The sequence below is a fragment of the Streptomyces hygroscopicus genome (assembly GCF_026168105.1).
In the GTDB taxonomy this organism is placed as follows: domain Bacteria; phylum Actinomycetota; class Actinomycetes; order Streptomycetales; family Streptomycetaceae; genus Streptomyces; species Streptomyces hygroscopicus_D.
Window position 1 is genome coordinate 27,923 of record NZ_LBMW01000028.1, and the last position, 15,998, is coordinate 43,920.

The 15,998-nt window shown below is 68.1% G+C and carries 11 protein-coding genes and 1 pseudogene; 7 read left to right on the forward strand and 5 right to left on the reverse strand.

Translation table 11 applies throughout. The features are described 5' to 3' along the window. Positions 1–50 precede the first annotated feature (50 nt). Together AAW14_RS24825 and AAW14_RS24830 are read left to right on the forward strand one after the other, a co-directional pair. Complete coding sequence (locus AAW14_RS24825; protein WP_265566146.1) at positions 51–1,313, forward strand: beta-ketoacyl-[acyl-carrier-protein] synthase family protein; 1,263 nt, start codon at positions 51–53, stop codon at positions 1,311–1,313. After that, positions 1,310–1,813, forward strand: a pseudogene (locus AAW14_RS24830) (helix-turn-helix domain-containing protein); the annotation flags it as partial. The gene AAW14_RS24825 and the pseudogene AAW14_RS24830, both read left to right, overlap by 4 nt. Here AAW14_RS24830 and AAW14_RS24835 read toward each other — a convergent pair. The 5 genes from AAW14_RS24835 to AAW14_RS24855 all read right to left on the reverse strand — a co-directional run bounded on the left by AAW14_RS24835 (position 1,710) and on the right by AAW14_RS24855 (position 5,444). Next, the gene (locus AAW14_RS24835) at positions 1,710–1,991 is read right to left on the reverse strand and encodes an AAA family ATPase (RefSeq protein ID WP_265566147.1); all 282 of its coding nucleotides are present in this window, start codon (positions 1,989–1,991) and stop codon (positions 1,710–1,712) included. The pseudogene AAW14_RS24830 and the gene AAW14_RS24835 overlap by 104 nt on opposite strands. Next, entirely contained in the window at positions 1,991–3,094 is a 1,104-nt protein-coding gene (locus AAW14_RS24840; RefSeq protein ID WP_265566148.1) for a metallophosphoesterase family protein, read from the reverse strand. Before AAW14_RS24840 ends, AAW14_RS24835 begins: the two co-directional genes overlap by 1 nt. A gap of 310 nt (positions 3,095–3,404) precedes the next feature. Continuing rightward, positions 3,405–4,049 (reverse strand): hypothetical protein, encoded by a 645-nt coding sequence (locus AAW14_RS24845; protein WP_265566149.1) that lies wholly within the window; start codon positions 4,047–4,049, stop codon positions 3,405–3,407. A gap of 46 nt (positions 4,050–4,095) precedes the next feature. After that, complete coding sequence (locus AAW14_RS24850; RefSeq protein WP_265566150.1) at positions 4,096–4,626, reverse strand: hypothetical protein; 531 nt, start codon at positions 4,624–4,626, stop codon at positions 4,096–4,098. A 224-nt stretch (positions 4,627–4,850) separates the two neighbouring features. Continuing rightward, positions 4,851–5,444: a hypothetical protein gene (locus tag AAW14_RS24855; protein ID WP_265566151.1), complete on the reverse strand. Its 594-nt coding sequence runs from the start codon at positions 5,442–5,444 to the stop codon at positions 4,851–4,853. A 234-nt stretch (positions 5,445–5,678) separates the two neighbouring features. Between AAW14_RS24855 and AAW14_RS24860 the strand changes: the two genes are divergently transcribed. The 5 genes from AAW14_RS24860 to AAW14_RS24880 all read left to right on the forward strand — a co-directional run bounded on the left by AAW14_RS24860 (position 5,679) and on the right by AAW14_RS24880 (position 15,853). Further along, a complete protein-coding gene (locus AAW14_RS24860; RefSeq protein ID WP_265566204.1) occupies positions 5,679–7,886 on the forward strand; it encodes an N-6 DNA methylase in 2,208 nt (735 codons plus the stop codon). Between the two features lie 90 nt (positions 7,887–7,976). Further along, positions 7,977–9,986: a type I restriction-modification system subunit M gene (locus AAW14_RS24865; RefSeq protein ID WP_265566152.1), complete on the forward strand. Its 2,010-nt coding sequence runs from the start codon at positions 7,977–7,979 to the stop codon at positions 9,984–9,986. Then, a complete protein-coding gene (locus AAW14_RS24870; protein ID WP_265566153.1) occupies positions 9,983–11,266 on the forward strand; it encodes a restriction endonuclease subunit S in 1,284 nt (427 codons plus the stop codon). Before AAW14_RS24865 ends, AAW14_RS24870 begins: the two co-directional genes overlap by 4 nt. A gap of 2 nt (positions 11,267–11,268) precedes the next feature. Beyond that, on the forward strand, positions 11,269–14,460 hold the full coding sequence (locus AAW14_RS24875) for a type I restriction endonuclease subunit R (RefSeq protein WP_265566154.1): 3,192 nt from the start codon (positions 11,269–11,271) through the stop codon (positions 14,458–14,460). Positions 14,461–14,617: 157 nt separating this feature from the next. Beyond that, entirely contained in the window at positions 14,618–15,853 is a 1,236-nt protein-coding gene (locus tag AAW14_RS24880) for a hypothetical protein (protein ID WP_265566205.1), read from the forward strand. Positions 15,854–15,998 lie beyond the last annotated feature (145 nt).

The following is a 15,998-nucleotide window of genomic DNA, read 5'->3' on the forward strand; positions in this document are numbered from 1 at the left end:
ACAACAAAGCTCTGTTCACTTGTATCGCATACAAGAAAGGGTTGAAGGGCATGCACCGGACTGAAGTCGTCGTGACCGGACTCGGCGCGATCACGCCACTCGGTGGAGACGTGGTGTCCACCTGGGAGGCCCTGCTTGCCGGCGAGTCCGGCATCCGCGGCGGCGTCCTGCGCGGCCACGAGGACGTCGGCCTTCCCGACACTGTCGCGGGGACGATGGCGATCGACCCCGCCGAGTCGCTGCTGCCGGTGCAGGCCAGGCGGCTCGACCGCTCACAGCAGGCAGCCTTCGCCGCGGCGGCCGAAGCCTGGGCCGATGCCGGCGCCCCAGAAGTGGACCCGGACCGGCTCGCATCGGCGATCGGCACGGGCATCGGTGGCGTACGGACGCTGCTGAAGGAAGACGACGTACTGGAAGCGGCCGGGACCCGGCGCGTCTCGCCACGCACGGTCCCGATGCTCATGCCCAATGCGGCGGCGGCGCTGATCAGTATCGAATACGGTGCACGGGCAGGGGTCTACACGCCCGTCTCGGCGTGCTCTTCCGGTGCCGAGGCGATCGCCCTTGGGGCCAGGCTCATCCGCGCCGGCGAGGCGGACGTCGTCATCGCGGGCGGGACCGAGGCCGCAATCACCCCGATCACCGTCGCCGGCTTCACCCAGGCACAAGCACTGTCACGGCACACCGACGAACCCGCGTCAGCGTCCCGGCCGTTCGCCGCGGACCGCAGCGGATTCGTCCTCAGTGAAGGCGCCGCTGTCATGGTGCTCGAAAGCGCCGAGCACGCCAGCGCCCGAGGCGCGCGCGTCCACGCGGTACTCGCGGGCGCCGGCATCGCCGCCGACGCCCACCACATCACGGCACCCGCTCCCGGCGGCTCCGGTCAGATCTCGGCCATGCGGAAGGCCCTCGCGCAAGCCGGTTTGGCTCCCGAGCAGATCAGTCACGTCAACGCCCACGCCACCGGAACTCCGGTCGGCGACGTCGCCGAGGCGCACGCGATCGGGGAAGTATTCGGCCGCGCCACCGTGACAGCCCCCAAGGCAGCGCTCGGTCATCTCTTTGGCGCCGCCGGCGCGATCGAAGCGCTCATCGCCGTCCTCAGCGTGGAGCACGGCGTCATCCCGCCGACCCGCAACCTCACCGCGGCCGGCGTCGATCCCGACATCGATCTCGATGTCGTCGCAGAGCGACGAGACGTCCCCCAGGAAGCCGTGCTCAGCAACTCCTTCGGCTTCGGTGGGCAGAACGTCTCACTCATCGTCACCGGCACACGGCACCATGCGCCCCGTACGGCCTCGACGACACCATGACCCACGCGAACGCACCATTGTCCGTGGAGGGTCGCCGCCGATTGATCGAACGTTGCAAGACTCGTCCGATCGCGCATGTCGTCCCAGAGATGGGGATCTCCCGAGCAACGGCGTCGAAGTGGGTGCACCGGCACCGGCGACACGGCGAGCTCGGGTTGGTTGATCGAAGCTCGACGCCGCACCATCAGCCGAGTGCGACACCAGTCGACGTAGTCACACGCATTGAGGAGATGCGGCGTGTCCACAAGTGGTCGGCCACTCGCATCGCCCACCAGCTCGCCGTCGACGGGATGGTGATCACGCGCCGCACGGTCACCCGCCACCTGGCCGCCCTCGGTCTGAGTCGACGGAAGTTCATCGACCCCAACGGCAAGGCCAACCGAGAGCTGCGGACGATCACTGCTCGACGGCCCGGCCACATGGTGCACGTGGACGTGAAGAGACCACCCACTCCTCCGGACGGTCCCACGGGCGGTGCAGGTCGGAGAATTCCTGGTCGTCCTTGTTCAGGCGGCCCCTGCCGCGGCGCCGGCCGCACAGGGCGGCGTACACGGCGGCGTGCCAGCTGGACTTCGCTGCCTCGTTTTCGCCGCAGACCACCGTCATCCCCGGGGCGAGGGCCAGAGTCTCCCCTGCCAGGGGGCCGAAGGCATGAGCGGTCACCTTCTCTATGCGCATCAGCGCACCTCCAGATCGTCCGTGCGGCCGTCGAAGGCCCGCAGGCCGGTGACCAGGACCCGTCGGCGGGTGTCGTCGTCAAGATGGGCGGCCGCCTGTACGTCCCGAACGAACTGGCCGCGTACGGTGGCCTCCTCGGCCAGTGCCGTGAAGTCGTAGGCCGCACGGACGGTCCCGAGCCTGGCCACCAGCGCATCCAAGTGCGGGGCGACGCGGTCAAGCCCGTCCGTGCGGACGTCGACGTCCGGGGCGACCTCGCCCTCCAGCGTCACCCGGACCATGCCGGAGAGAGTGGCGACGGCCTCCGCGACGCGGTCGCCCACCTGCCCGCTGTGCCGGATGCCGTCCAGTCGGACGGTTACGTCGTGCACCTCGCTGCGCGCGACACGGTGCCGCGCCCGCTGCACGGTGCCTTCCGGGGCCACGGTGACGATGACCGCGGCGCGCTCTCCGGTCTCGCCGAACTCCAGCGGGTCGGGGTTGCCCGGGTAGGTGTGGGTCTCGGCGTCCTTCGGCAGATGGAAGTGGCCGAGCAGGGCGTGGTCCAGGCCCGCCTCGCGGATCTGACTGGCCCGGAAGGGCGCGTGCGGCATCTTCCCCGACTCCTGATAGGGCAGTTCCGACTGCTCCGAGCCGTGAAAGAGCGCCAGGTTCACCCCGCCGCGCTCGGCTTGGAAGCCGTCGAGGAAGTTGTCGGTGTTGGCCGGCGCCTGATGGGCCGCGCCCCACAGCGTGAAGCCATCGGTGAGCTCCACCGCGGACAGCCTCGACTGGGCGAAGACATGCACGTTCGACGGCCAGTCAACCTGCCGGTACAGGCTGCTGGGCCCGTACCAGTCGTGGTTGCCGGGGGCCAGGAACACCGGGCGTGGATGCAGCGCGCCGAACACCTCGCGGAGGAACGCCCCGGTGTCGGGCGACACCCGGTCGTGTTCGTACAGGTCGCCCGCGCACACCAGGGCGTCGACGTTCTCCGATTCCGCCAGGTCACGGACGCGCTCAAGCGTCTGACGCAGCGCCAGCCGACGCTGCCTCGCCATCTTCCGCCCCGCCCAGCGGAACGGCGTGTCCAGGTGGAGATCGGAGAAGAGCAGCAGCTTCACCGGGCCGCTCCGGTCGTTCGTGGACCCATGGCAATCGTTCCTTTCGCAAGCGGGAGTGGGAGGGGCGGGCAGCGCGGGGCCACCCGCCCGCGGTGGTTAAATCCCGGGGGCGGGCTTGATGTCTTCTGTCCGGCGTGCGTTAACCAGCCTGGGCAGCGGCGGTAGTCGGCGAGGGCGCCGGTGGGGTATCGCCAAGGTGCCCAAAAGCGGTGAGTAGCTGGTCTTTGGTCCGGCCGACGTCGGCCGTCACCCATTCGACTCAGAGGCGAAGACGGCCGACTCCACGTCGGCCGGGCGCGATGCGATGCGGCTACGCCGGCTCAGCATCCCCACGACGCCGGCGCGCCTCGTCCCGCAGCGTCAGCCCGTACCAGACGCCGACCGCACCAGCGGTGCCCACGGCCGCGATCCAGGCCGCCACGCCTCCATCGAACAGCCAGCCCCACAGGAGCGCCAGCCAAGGAACCTCCATCAACAGCACGAACCTGCCGTGCGTGAGGCTCCTGCCGGCCGCTGCGGCGCGGCGCACCATCCACGCCCCGAGGAACAGCGGGCCCAACGCCAGCACTGCCACGGTGACCAGCACGAAGAGAACGAACTCCCCGCTGTCCTCGCCGTCCTCGCTGGACATGTTGCCCTGCACGTGGTTGTCGGCAATCTCGTAGTAGGCCGCCGCCCCGCCGACCGCGCCTGCGGCGGCCGCAGCAGCCCCGGCAGCTGGCTGAACCCACGGCTGGGCGTGAGCGCGGGGCACCCGGGGTGCGTCGCCTCCCACGTAGTTGTACCCGTATCGTTCGGCCGGGCCGAGCTGGTGGTTCTGGGTGAAGGCGTTGCCGTGGGCGTCGTAGTGCGTCGTCTCGTAGACGGCGCCGTTCGTGTCGTTGTACCGCTCGCGGCGGTACTTCCCAGGGTGCAGTACCTGGTTGGGTTCCTCGACAAACCGTTCGTGATCCACGGAGCCCCCTGGGCTTCAATGTCGGTTGAATTCCGACTGGTTCGGATTATGCACCGCTGATCCCAGCGCGCCCGCAGTTCCTCGCCTGCCGTTTTTTGTTCCAGGCCCACCGGGTGAAGTCGCTGTCCGGCGCCTGCGGCGTGCCCTCCGGCAGTCCCCGGTCACGGAACTCATTCCGCAGAGCCTGGGCGTAGGGCTCCGGGTACGCCGCTCGCACCACACGCCGCTTCAGCTTCTCCACCGGCATGGAGAGATCGGCTACTCGACGGGCACGCTGCTCCTTGCAGACGGCGTCCGCCTGGGACCGCGCCCGGCGCACCTTGCGCGCGTGCTCGCGCAGTGGTCGCAGCCGCTCGGCAGGCTGGGCTGAGAGCTCGGCTCGCCGGACGTCCCCACGGGCGAGGACGTCGGCGTGGGCAAAAGCGATAGCGCTGGGACCAGCAAGCGAGGAGTGCTCCAGGGCCGCGGCAGTCCCCGAAGCGCAGATCCCGTTCATTCGTGCGAGGACGGCGTCCTGCAGCGAGGTGAAGTCTTCGGTGAAGTGGTGGACCAGCTCGGTGTGCGTGGGGATCGTCACGGTGACCTTCCAAGTCACGAGCGGGGTAACTGGTACAGGCATTTGGGGTGTTGTGCCCAGCCGGAACGACCCTCCGTATGGCCTTCTGTCGTCATTGCCGCCTTCGGCGGGCCGCCGGCCGTGCTGGGATCTCCCGGCGGAGGCTGGTCTGCGGCGGTGCCGGGGCAGGGGGAACTGCCGGTCTCGACAGGAAGGTTCGGACGGCGCGGGCTCCGGCTACGACATCAGTAGTTGCCGTTGCTCAGGATGTCGCCGTCGGCGTTGTAGACGGTGACAAGGCCGTTCTTGCTGGCCTTCCCCCGACTGGACTGGAAGTCCGCGAAGGCCGAGGCGAGCAGCTTGGCGTTGCCGGTGTCCGCGCTGGCCAGGTCCCCGGTGTAGTCCGTGTAGATGTCAGCCGTATCCATGATGCCGTTGTTCTCGTCGGCACCCTGGACCTTGGTGACGTGGGCCGCGGCCTCCCGCGTCGTCGCGGACTCGTGCTCCTTCACGTACGCCTTGAAGGCGTCGACGGTGGACTGCCGGGGCGCGGCGGTCTTGGAGGAGCCGGTGGCTCTGGGGGAACCGGTGGCTCTGGGGGAACCGGCAGACGCGGCGGAGTTCGCGGCGCTGGACGAGGAGTCGCCCGAGCCGGACCCCACCGCGGCCGCGATACCACCGATGACGATCGCGGCAGCCAGGATGCCACCGCACCCGAGACAGCCCAGCTTGGCCTTGGACCGCTTCTTCTGCGGCGAGGGAGGCTGCGGATAGGCCGGCTGCTGCGGGTAGCCCGGCTGCTGCTGGAAGCCGGGCTGCTGCGGGGGCGGGTTGGTCATCTGGGTTCCTCCTGTTGTGAGTGCGCGGCGAGGACAAAGCAGAGCACCTCGGGCCGCCGCTTCCACTCGGAAGCAGGACCAGATAAGCATGACACTGAAAGCGTCGTCAAACACTTTGCCAGACTTGACGACCGCTGTAATGTGTTAACCGTCCACCATCCGACTGGCCCGAGAGGTGCGGAACCCCACGCCATGCCCCAGCAGCCACCAGCCCAGCCGGCGCCCTCCGCGCACGTGACGGCCGCCGAGATCTCCCGCATCGCAGGGGTCACGCGTGCCACCGTCAGCAACTGGCGCCGCCGCCACGACGACTTCCCGACCCCGAGCGCGGGCACGGAGACCAGTCCGCTCTACGACCTGCCGGCCGTCCAGGCCTGGCTGCGGGCACGTGGGCACACCTCCACCGCCTCGCCGACCGAGGAGTTGCGTACGGCGCTACGGTTGCTGGGACCCGGCTCGGGGGTGGCCGCGCGACTGTTCCCGCTGGTGGCCGCCGCGTCCCGCCGCACACCGCAGGAGCTGGCCGAACTTGCCGCCCTGTCCGACGACCAGCTGATCACCCGAGCGGAAAAGTCCGCGGGAGAGCTCCCGGTTGCCGTGCCCGAGGCCGAGCCGTTCCGCTACGGTCCGGACGACGCGGGCGTGCTCCGCGCGCTGCTGGGTTGCATCCGTGAGGCGGGGCCACAGGCCGCCGTCGACGTCCTCGCCGAACGCGAACTTGACGAGGGCGCTGCCAGCGGCGTCTACCAGACCCCGGAGGGCCTGGCCCTGCTCATGGCACGGCTCCTGCCTGCCGGCGCGTCCCGCGTCCTCGACCCCGCCTGCGGCAGCGGCACGCTCCTCGCCGCCGCCGCCCGGCAGGGCGCAGAGGAACTGTTCGGGCAGGACTCGCTCCCCGTCCAGGGCCAGCGCACCGCGGTCCGGCTGCTGCTCGCCGCGCCCGAGGCCGAGACGACGATCCGCGTCGGAGACAGCCTGCGCGCCGACGCCTTCCCCGACGTCACCGTGGACGCCGTCCTGTGCAACCCGCCGTTCGCCGACCGCGACTGGGGTCACGACGAGCTGGCCTACGACCCGAGGTGGGCGTACGGGCTCCCACCGCGCTTCGAATCCGAACTGGCCTGGGTACAACACGCCCTCGCGCACCTGGAGCCCGGCGGCCACGCGGTCATGCTGCTGCCGCCCGCACTCGCCTTCCGCTCCTCCGGCCGCCGCATCCGCGCGGAACTCATCCGCAGCGGGGCCCTGCGCGCCGTCGTCTCACTTCCCGCACGTGCCGCGTATCCGCTCCACATCGGCCTGCAGATCTGGGTGTTCCAACGCCCCGAGCCGGGAGGCACGGACCGTACGACAGTGCTGTTCGTCGACGGGGAGGGCGAGCAGCGGGACGGCGCCGCGGGAACGTCGTCCGCCACCGACACGGCCACGACCGGCACCGGCACCCGTGGCGGCTCACGCCCCCGCCGGTCCGGCTCCTCCTCTTCCGCCGCCTCCTCTGCCTCTTCCGCCTCTGCCACCTCCTTCGACTGGGCGGGGCTGACCGAGCGGGTCCTCGGCCAGTGGGCCGCGTTCACCACCGCCCCCGACACCTACGCCGACGAGCCCGGCGTCGCCCGCGCGGTGCCGCTCGTCGACCTCCTCGACGACGTCGTCGACGTCACCCCGGCCCGCCATGTGCGGGCGACCGCGGCCGACATCGACCCCGCCGCCCTGTCCCGGCGCGTCCACGACCTGCACGGCCAACTGGCCGACCAGGTAGCCGCCTTGGCGGCCGCCTCCGCGTCCGGCGGGTGGCAGCCGTCCGGGGCCTCGGCCCGCGAGTGGCGTACGGCGACCGTCTCCGACCTGGCACGCGGCGGGGCTCTGACCGTGCTGCGGGCGGCGACGTCCGGAACACGAGGCTCCAAGGGCGGCACAACCCCCACCGCGGGGCGGCCGGTCCTCACCGCCCAGGACGTCTCCGCCGGAAACCCCCCGTCCAGCAGGGCCGTTGACATCCACGCTGACGCCGCGCAACCCGTAGCCGCCGGTGACGTCCTCGTACGCGCCGTCGCGAGCGGCGGCGACGCGGCCGCGATGACCCGGGTCGCGGACGACCAGGACGCCGGAGCCCTGCTCGGTCCGCACATCCACCTCCTGCGCCCCGACCCGGCCCGCCTCGACCCGTGGTTCCTGGCCGGGTTCCTCGGCGCCGAGGACAACATCGCCTCCGCGTCCACCGGCAGCACCCTCGTGCACGTCACACCGGGCCGCCTGCGCGTACCGCTGCTGCCGCTGGAGGAACAGCGGCGCTACGGGGAGGCCTTCCGCCGCGTGTACGAACTGCGCGCGGCCGTCCGCCGAACCGCCGACCTCGCCGCCGACACCGCGGCCACCCTCACCACCGGCCTCACCGCCGGCGTACTCCTGCCACCGGACAGCCCGGACAGCAGTTCCGCCTGAAACGCCCCACGCGTCCCACCTCACACGACCACACTGGATCCCTGCCGTCCCACGCCCGGACGGTGCTCATCGGAAGGAAGCCGGGACCTCTTGAACAGCAGCAAGCACACGGAGCTGGCGAACCACGCCTGGTCCGTCGCCGACCTCCTGCGCGGTGACTACAAGCAGTCCGACTACGGCAAGGTCATCCTGCCGTTCACCGTGCTGCGCCGCCTGGAGTGCGTCCTGGAGCCGACGCGCGAGAAGGTCGTCGAGACCCTCGCCAGGTTCGCGGGCCAGGACATCGACACCGACCACTTCCTGCGCAGGGCCTCGGGCCACTCCTTCTACAACAAGAGCGACCTCACGCTGCGGAAGATCGCGGCCGACCCGCAGAACGCGGCGAAGAACCTGCAGATCTACGTCGGCGCCTTCTCCGACAACGCCCGCGAGGTCCTCGACAAGTACGAGTTCAACCAGCAGGTCAGGAAGCTCGACAGCGCGAACCTCCTCTACCGGGTCATCGGCAGGTTCACCGACCTCGACCTGCATCCCGATGTCGTACCCAACCACAACATGGGTTACATCTTCGAGGAGTTGATCCGCCGCTTCGCCGAGCAGTCGAACGAGACCGCGGGTGAGCACTTCACCCCGCGCGAGGTCATCAAGCTGATGGTCAACCTGCTGGTGGCGCCCGACGCGGACGCCCTCAGCCTGCCGGGTGTCGTCCGTACGGTCATGGACCCGGCCTGCGGCACGGGCGGCATGCTCAGTGCCGCCGACGACCGCATCAAGGCCCTCAACCCGGACGCGACGGTCGAGGTGTACGGGCAGGAGCTGAACCCCGAGTCCTGGGCGATCTGCCGGTCCGACCTCATGATCAAGGGCCAGGACCCGGAGAACATCCGCTTCGGCAACTCCTTCTCCGACGACGGCCACGCCCGCCGCACGTTCGACTACATCCTCGCCAACCCGCCGTTCGGCGTGGAGTGGAAGAAGGTCAAGGAGGAGGTCGAGTACGAGCACAAGTCGCTCGGCGACGCCGGCCGCTTCGGCGCGGGCCTGCCGCGCATCAACGACGGCTCGCTGCTCTTTCTCCAGCACATGATCTCGAAGATGAAGCCGGTGGACGTCAACGGCGGGGGCGGCTCCCGCATCGCCATCGTCTTCAACGGCTCCCCGCTGTTCACGGGCGCGGCCGAGTCCGGCGAGTCCAACATCCGCCGCTGGATCCTGGAGAACGACTGGCTGGAGGCGATCGTCGCCCTCCCGGACCAGCTCTTCTACAACACCGGTATCTCCACGTACTTCTGGATCCTCACCAACCGCAAGGACGCCGACCACAAGGGCAAGGTCGTCCTGCTCGACGCGCGCGACCAGTGGCAGAAGATGCGCAAGTCGCTCGGCGACAAGCGCAAGGAGCTCGGCGACGGGACGAACGGCCGTCCCGACCACATCGGCGACATCACCCGGCTGTACGCGGAGGCGCTGCAGGTCGCGGGCGACCCGGAGCACGCTCTGCACGGCAAGGTCAAGGTCTTCTGGAACGAGGACTTCGGCTACCAGCGCATCACCGTGGAGCGGCCGTTGAAGCTCCGCTTCGAGGTCACGGAGGAGACCCTGGCCGCGCTGGCGGAGGCCAAGCCGGTGGCCAAGCTGGAGCGGAGCGAGGAGTTCGTCGCGGCAGTGCGTACGCTGCTCGGCTCGTCCTGGACGACGAAGTCCGAGGCGTTCGTCGCGCTCAAGGACGCGGTGGTCGCGGCCGGCCTGACGTGGCCGTCGGGAGCGCCGTTCGCGAAGGCGGTACGAGAGGCTGTCGGGGTACGGGACCCGGAGGGCGAGGTCCAGAAGGTCAAGGGCGCGCCGGAGCCAGACCTGGACCTGCGGGACTACGAGAACGTTCCGCTCGGTGAAGACGTTGAGGACTACCTCAAGCGCGAGGTGCTGCCGCACGTCCCGGACGCGTGGATCGACCACACGAAGACGAAGATCGGCTACGAGATCCCGTTCACGCGGCACTTCTACGTGTACAAGCCGCCGAGGCCGCTGGCGGAGATCGACGCGGAGTTGCAGTCGCTGGAGGCGGAGATCCAGGCGCTGTTGGGTGAGGTCACAAAGTGACTTTCTGGAGCAAAGTTCGCCTGAAGAACCTGTGCGTAGATGCCGGCCAATATGGACTGAACATCTCGGCCGAAAACTATGTTGAGACGGGAGTGCGTCTGCTGCGGACAACGGATATCAGCAGTGGCACGCTAACCACTACCGAAGAGGGTGTTTTCGTATCCGGGCTACCGGAGGCACGATTCACGCTCGAAGCAGGCGACCTTCTTCTTTCTCGAAGCGGCACTCCTCCCGGGCAGTCCTACCTCGTTCGCGCCGCCGACGCTGGCGCAACATTTGCTGGATATCTGGTGAGATTTCGCCCTCTGTCGAGTGTGGAACCTCGCTTCCTCGCCTACGTCGCCCGGAGCGAGCCATTCCAGCATACAATTCGCTCCGAATCGGTTGCCTCAACGATCCAGAACTTCAATGCAGAACGGTATGCGAACATCGAGTTCAGGGTGCCTGATTCGGTAGAGCAGTGCCGCATCGCCGACTTCCTCGACGCCGAGACCGCCCGCATCGACGAGATGCGCCACTGCAGTCAGCGACAAGTAGAACTCCTCGGGTATCGATTCAAGGAGTTCATGCGCCAGGAGACGACGGTCGGTCAGGGACCCACGACAGAAACCGGTGTTCCGTGGATGCCAATGATGCATCATAGATGGCAGCTTCACAAAGTCAGCCAGGAATTTCGCACCGCGAGTGGCACTACGCCAACGTCGAGTGATACTTCATACTTCGGTGGCCCCTATCCTTGGGTCAACAGTACAGATGTTAGAGATGGCTTGATTAGGCAGGTCGAGAAGAGCGTCACAAAGAAAGCACTGCTCGACTTCTCTGCTTTGAAGGTACATCCAGCAGGAGCGCTTGTCGTGGCCTTGTACGGCCAGGGTACCACAAAGGGAAGAGTGGGCATTCTCGGCATGGATTCATGCCTTAATCAGGCGTGTTGCGCGCTAGTTCCCGTTGGAAGAATCTCGACCGAGTATGCCTACTATTGGTTTCGCGCGCACAAGGATGGGATCGTGGCCCAGGCCGTTGGTGCCGGTCAGCCCAACCTTAGTCAAGAGCTGGTCCGCCAGTTGCGAATTCCTGCACCAAATGTGGCAATGCAGCTGCAGATCACGAGTCGACTTCGGGATGTTGAGAGATCCACCCTGGCGCAGGTGTCACAACTTGAAAGGCGAGGTGCACTGCTCGCCGAACGCCGCCAAGCCCTCATCACCGCCGCCGTAACCGGCCAGTTCGACGTATCCACCGCCAGCGGACGGAACGTAACGGACGGAGTCACCGCGTAGCCATGAGCCCCATCCACACGGAGTCCGCCTTCGGTGACGCCATCGTCGCCGCCATGGTCGAGCGCGGCTGGCGCGAGGCGCGCCCGCAGGACTATCGGGCCGATCTCGGCCTGGACACCAACGAGTTGTTCACCTTCATCGGGGGGACCCAGCCCGACGAGTGGAGCGAACTGCTCACTGTCTACGGCGGCGACCCGAACGAGGCGCAGCGCGGGTTCGCCGGTCGCCTGGACCAGGCCATAGCCACGAACGGGCTCCTTGACGTCCTCCGTAACGGCGTCAAGGACCGGGGTGTCCTGATCCGCGTCGCGTACTTCAAGCCGAACCTCGTCGCCCACGACTCCGTGCTGGACGGCTACCGGGCCAACCGCCTCACCGTCGTCCGTGAACTCGAGTACGCGACGAAGCAGGCCGACTGGGGCAACCGGCTCGACCTCACCCTCTTCCTCAACGGGATCCCGGTCGCCACGGCCGAGTTGAAGAACCCGCTGACCAAGCAGGGGGTGGAGCAGGCCAAGGAGCAGTACCGCGCCGACCGGGACCCCACCGAGCTGATCTTCACGCGCCGCGTCGTCGCAAACTTCGCCGTCGACCCGGACCTGGTCTTCGTCGCCACCCAGCTCAAGGGCAAGAACACCCGCTTCCTCCCGTTCAACACCGGCTCCAACGGCCCCGGTCAGCCGGGCGGCGCAGGCAACCCGGCCCCGACCACGTACGGCACGTACGCGACCTCCTACCTTTGGGAGCAGGTCTGGCAGCCGGACAACTGGCTGGACCTGCTCCAGCGGTTCGTGCACCTGCACAAGAGCAAGACGCCCGGCGGCGGCACGACGAAGACGATGATCTTCCCCAGGTTCCACCAGTGGGACGTGGTCAAGAAGCTCACCGCTCATGCCGCCACGCACGGCGCGGGACACGACTATCTGGTCATGGCCTCGGCCGGCTCGGGCAAGTCGAACACCATCGGCTGGCTCGCCCACCGCCTCAGCGACCTGCACACACCCACCGACCCCCGCGAGCTCGACGCCGAGGCCGTGGCCAAGGGTCTCAAGCCGGGCGTGCCGGTCTTCGACAAGGTCATCGTCATCACCGACCGCCGCAACCTTGACGCCCAGCTCCGGGAAACGGTCGGCAACTTCGAGCAAACCGCGGGCCTCGTCGTGAAGATCGACGAGAAGCACGGGGCGAAGGGCGAGCAACTCGCCAAGGCCCTCTCCCGCGACACCGGGAAGATCGTCACCGTCACCCTGCACTCCTTCCCGGCGCTACTCGACTACCTCCAGCGCAACCCCACCGAGATCCAGGGCAGCCGCTTCGCGATCATCGTGGACGAGGCGCACTCCTCGCAGTCCGGCGACGCCGCCACCGCCGTACGGTCCGCCCTGCGCGACCTCGGCCTGGACTCCGACTCGGACGACGCCGGCGCGACCACGGTCAAGGCCGAGGCCGCCACCCTCGACGAGCAGCTCAGGAAGAGGGCCGAGCAGCGTTCCCGCGCCGCGAACCTCTCCTACTTCGCGTTCACCGCCACGCCGAAGGCCAAGACCCTCGAACTCTTCGGCACGCTCCAGGACATCGACGGCAAGGCGGCCTACCGGCCCTTCCACACGTACTCCATGCGGCAGGCGATCGAGGAGGGGTTCATCCTCGACCCGCTGCGCAACTACGTCACGTACAACACGTACTGGAAGCTGGTGAACCAGAACCCCGACGAGCGGGAGGTCGACCCGTCGAAGGCGAACTCCCTGCTCGCCCGGTACGCGCTCACCCATGATTCGACGGTCGCCCAGCACGCCCAGGTGATCGTGGAGCACTTCGTGGCGCACAGCCGGGGCCGCCTCGGCGGCCGGGCCAAGTCGATGGTGGTGACCGCCTCCCGGCAGTCGGCCGTGCAGATGGCGCGCGCGATCAAGAGCTACATCAAGGACCGGGACTACGACACCAAGTACCCCGACCTGGGCGTCCTCGTCGCCTTCTCCGGCTCGCTCACCATCGACGGCGAGGAGACCACCGAGCCGAAGGAGAACGGCGGACTGTCGGAGGGCGCGCTGCCGAAGGCGTTCGCGTACACGCGTGCCGACGACAAGGCCGCCCGAGCCGGCGGTGCGGGCCAGCGCGAATACAGGATCCTGGTCGTGGCGGAGAAGTACCAGACCGGGTTCGACCAGCCGCTGCTGACGACGATGTACGTCAACAAGTCACTGACCGGCATCTCCGCCGTCCAGACTCTGTCCCGGCTGAACCGGACCGCCGAGCGCAAGACCCAGGCGGACCTGGCGGTACTGGACTTCGTCAATGACGCCGACGACATACAGGAGTCCTTCCGCCCGTACTTCGAGGAGGCGAACACCCTCCCCTCCGACCCCAACCTGCTCTACACCGCGCAGAGCCGGGTCATGCAGGCGGCGATCCTGTCCGGGCAGGAGATGGACGAGTTCGCCGCCGCGTACTTCGCCGCCAAGGAGAAAGCCGCAGGCTCACAGTCCAAGTGGGAGAAGCTGCACGCCGAGCTGTACCGGCTGCTCTCCCCCGCCGTCGCCCGCTTCACCGCTCTGCTCGAAAGCGAGGACGAGGACGACCAGGAGACGGCGGAGGGCTTCCGCGCCGACCTCAACGACTACGTCAGGAAGTACGGCTTCCTCGCGCAGATCGTCCCCTACCGGGACGCCGAGCTGGAGCGGCTGCACCTCTACGGCCGCTACCTCCTCAACCGGCTCCCGCGCCGCGCGGACGGCGGCGTGGACATAGGCGAGATCGACCTCAGCCACATGCGGGTGGAGAAGACCGGCGAGTACGACGTCTCCCTCACCTCCGAGGGGCCGACGACGATGAAGGGCTTCGGCGACGGCTCGGGCGGTGCCAAGGAAGCGGAGAAGTCACTGCTCTCCCAGCTGATCGACAAGTTCAACGAACGCTTCGGCACCGAATTCACCGAACAGGACGTCATCCGCCCGTTCGAGGAGGCCAAGGCCGACCCCAAGGTACGGGCCGCGGCCGTCGTCAACGACGAGTACAACTTCGGGCTCGTCTTCGACAACGTCTTCGCGGACAAGATGGCCGACCACATCGACACCATCGCGGGCATGGGCCGCCAGTACTTCGGCCCCGACAAGGGCTTCAAGTCCAGCCTGGACCGCAGCGCCCGCAAGGCCGCCTGGCGGATGATCCGCCGCGAGGAGGGCCTGGACGACTGACGTCCGACTCGTATGCCCCGGCTGAACGTGCCGGCCGGGGCACCCCTTGTGCTCCGCACGCCGTAGCCGTGCGGAGAAGAAGGCTCACGAGCTGGTGCCGGCAGCCGCGGCCTTCTACCTCCCCCTCGACCACGAGAAGCCACTTCAGGAGCGGGCGATGGACAACGAGATTCAGCTGATCAGTGACGGTGACGGACTGGCGGTCATAGGGAATCCGACGGATGTCGATCGCTTCCTCGTCTCGGAGGGACTGGCGTCCCAGGACCTCGGACTGGAACGGCTCAAGCCCGCCGTCGGTACCGGGGCCGTAGTCGCGCAGGCAGGTTCGGAGATCGCCGCCAACTCCGGTCGCTGGGTGAAGCTGACGCGGGAGTCGGCACAGAGTGTCCAGAAGTACGGGCTGAGGAAGAGCTCGAAGACGGGTCTCAGCACAGGCGTGGTCAAAGGACCAAAGGGCCAGATCAGAGGGTTCATCGAGGTCGTGAAGGCGCCCCGATCGCTTCTGACCAACCCGGCGATTCTTGCCGGTGCCGCGGGGATCATGGCGCAGGTAGCCATGCAACAGAGCATGGCCGAGATCACCGACTATCTCGCCACGATCGACGAGAAGGTCGACGACGTGCTGCGCGCCCAGAAGGACACTGCGTTGGCCCGGATGATCGGAGTGGGCTTCGTCATCGAGGAGACCATGACCATCCGGGAGAAGAGGGGCAGGGTCGACGAGATCATGTGGTCGAAGGTGCAGACCGCGCCGACGACGATCGCAGAGACCCAGGCGTATGCATTGCGTCAACTCGACGCGCTCGCCGAGAAGATGGAGCGCGAGACTGACATCGGTGATCTCGCCACGACGGCCGAGAAAGCCGAGTCGATTGTTCGGGAGTGGCTCGCTGTGCTGGCTCGCTGCTTCCAGTTGCAGGACGCGATCGCCGTACTCGAACTCGACCGGGTGCTGGACGCGTCTCCGGAGGAGCTGGACGGGCATCGCAGTGGGCTGAAGGGTGCCCGGCAGGACCGGCTGGAGCGGATCACGCTCAGCACCGAGCGCCTGGTGGCCCGGATGAACGCGGCCGCCGACTCGGCCAACGCGAATGTGCTGCTGAACCCGGCCGCGTCCCCGGCTGTGGTCCAGTCGAGCAACCGTGTCTCGGCCAGTGTCCATGACTTCCACGGACGGCTCGGCATCGAGTCCGGACGCCAGTCCTCGGAGGCGAGACGATGGACGGACGCGGCCGCGGAGGCGATGGACAAGGTGCTCGAGGCAGGAGAAGAGGGCGTCGATGCCGCCTGGCGCGTCGGTAGCGAGACCCTCGGCCAGGCCAGATCGGCGACGGGCAAGCTTTCCAGCGGGATTGCCGAGCGAGCGCTCCGTTGGTTCGGGGACAACGAGTAACGCCACGAGGAAGGTTGATGAGCGGCGACCGTCAGCCATGGGACTCGGTTGACGGATTTGGTCCCCAGCAACACCCTCGATTGCGACGAGCCAAGAAGGCCGGTGGTCATGGTCGGCCCTCAGACGTGGGTGCCCGGCCGCCAGT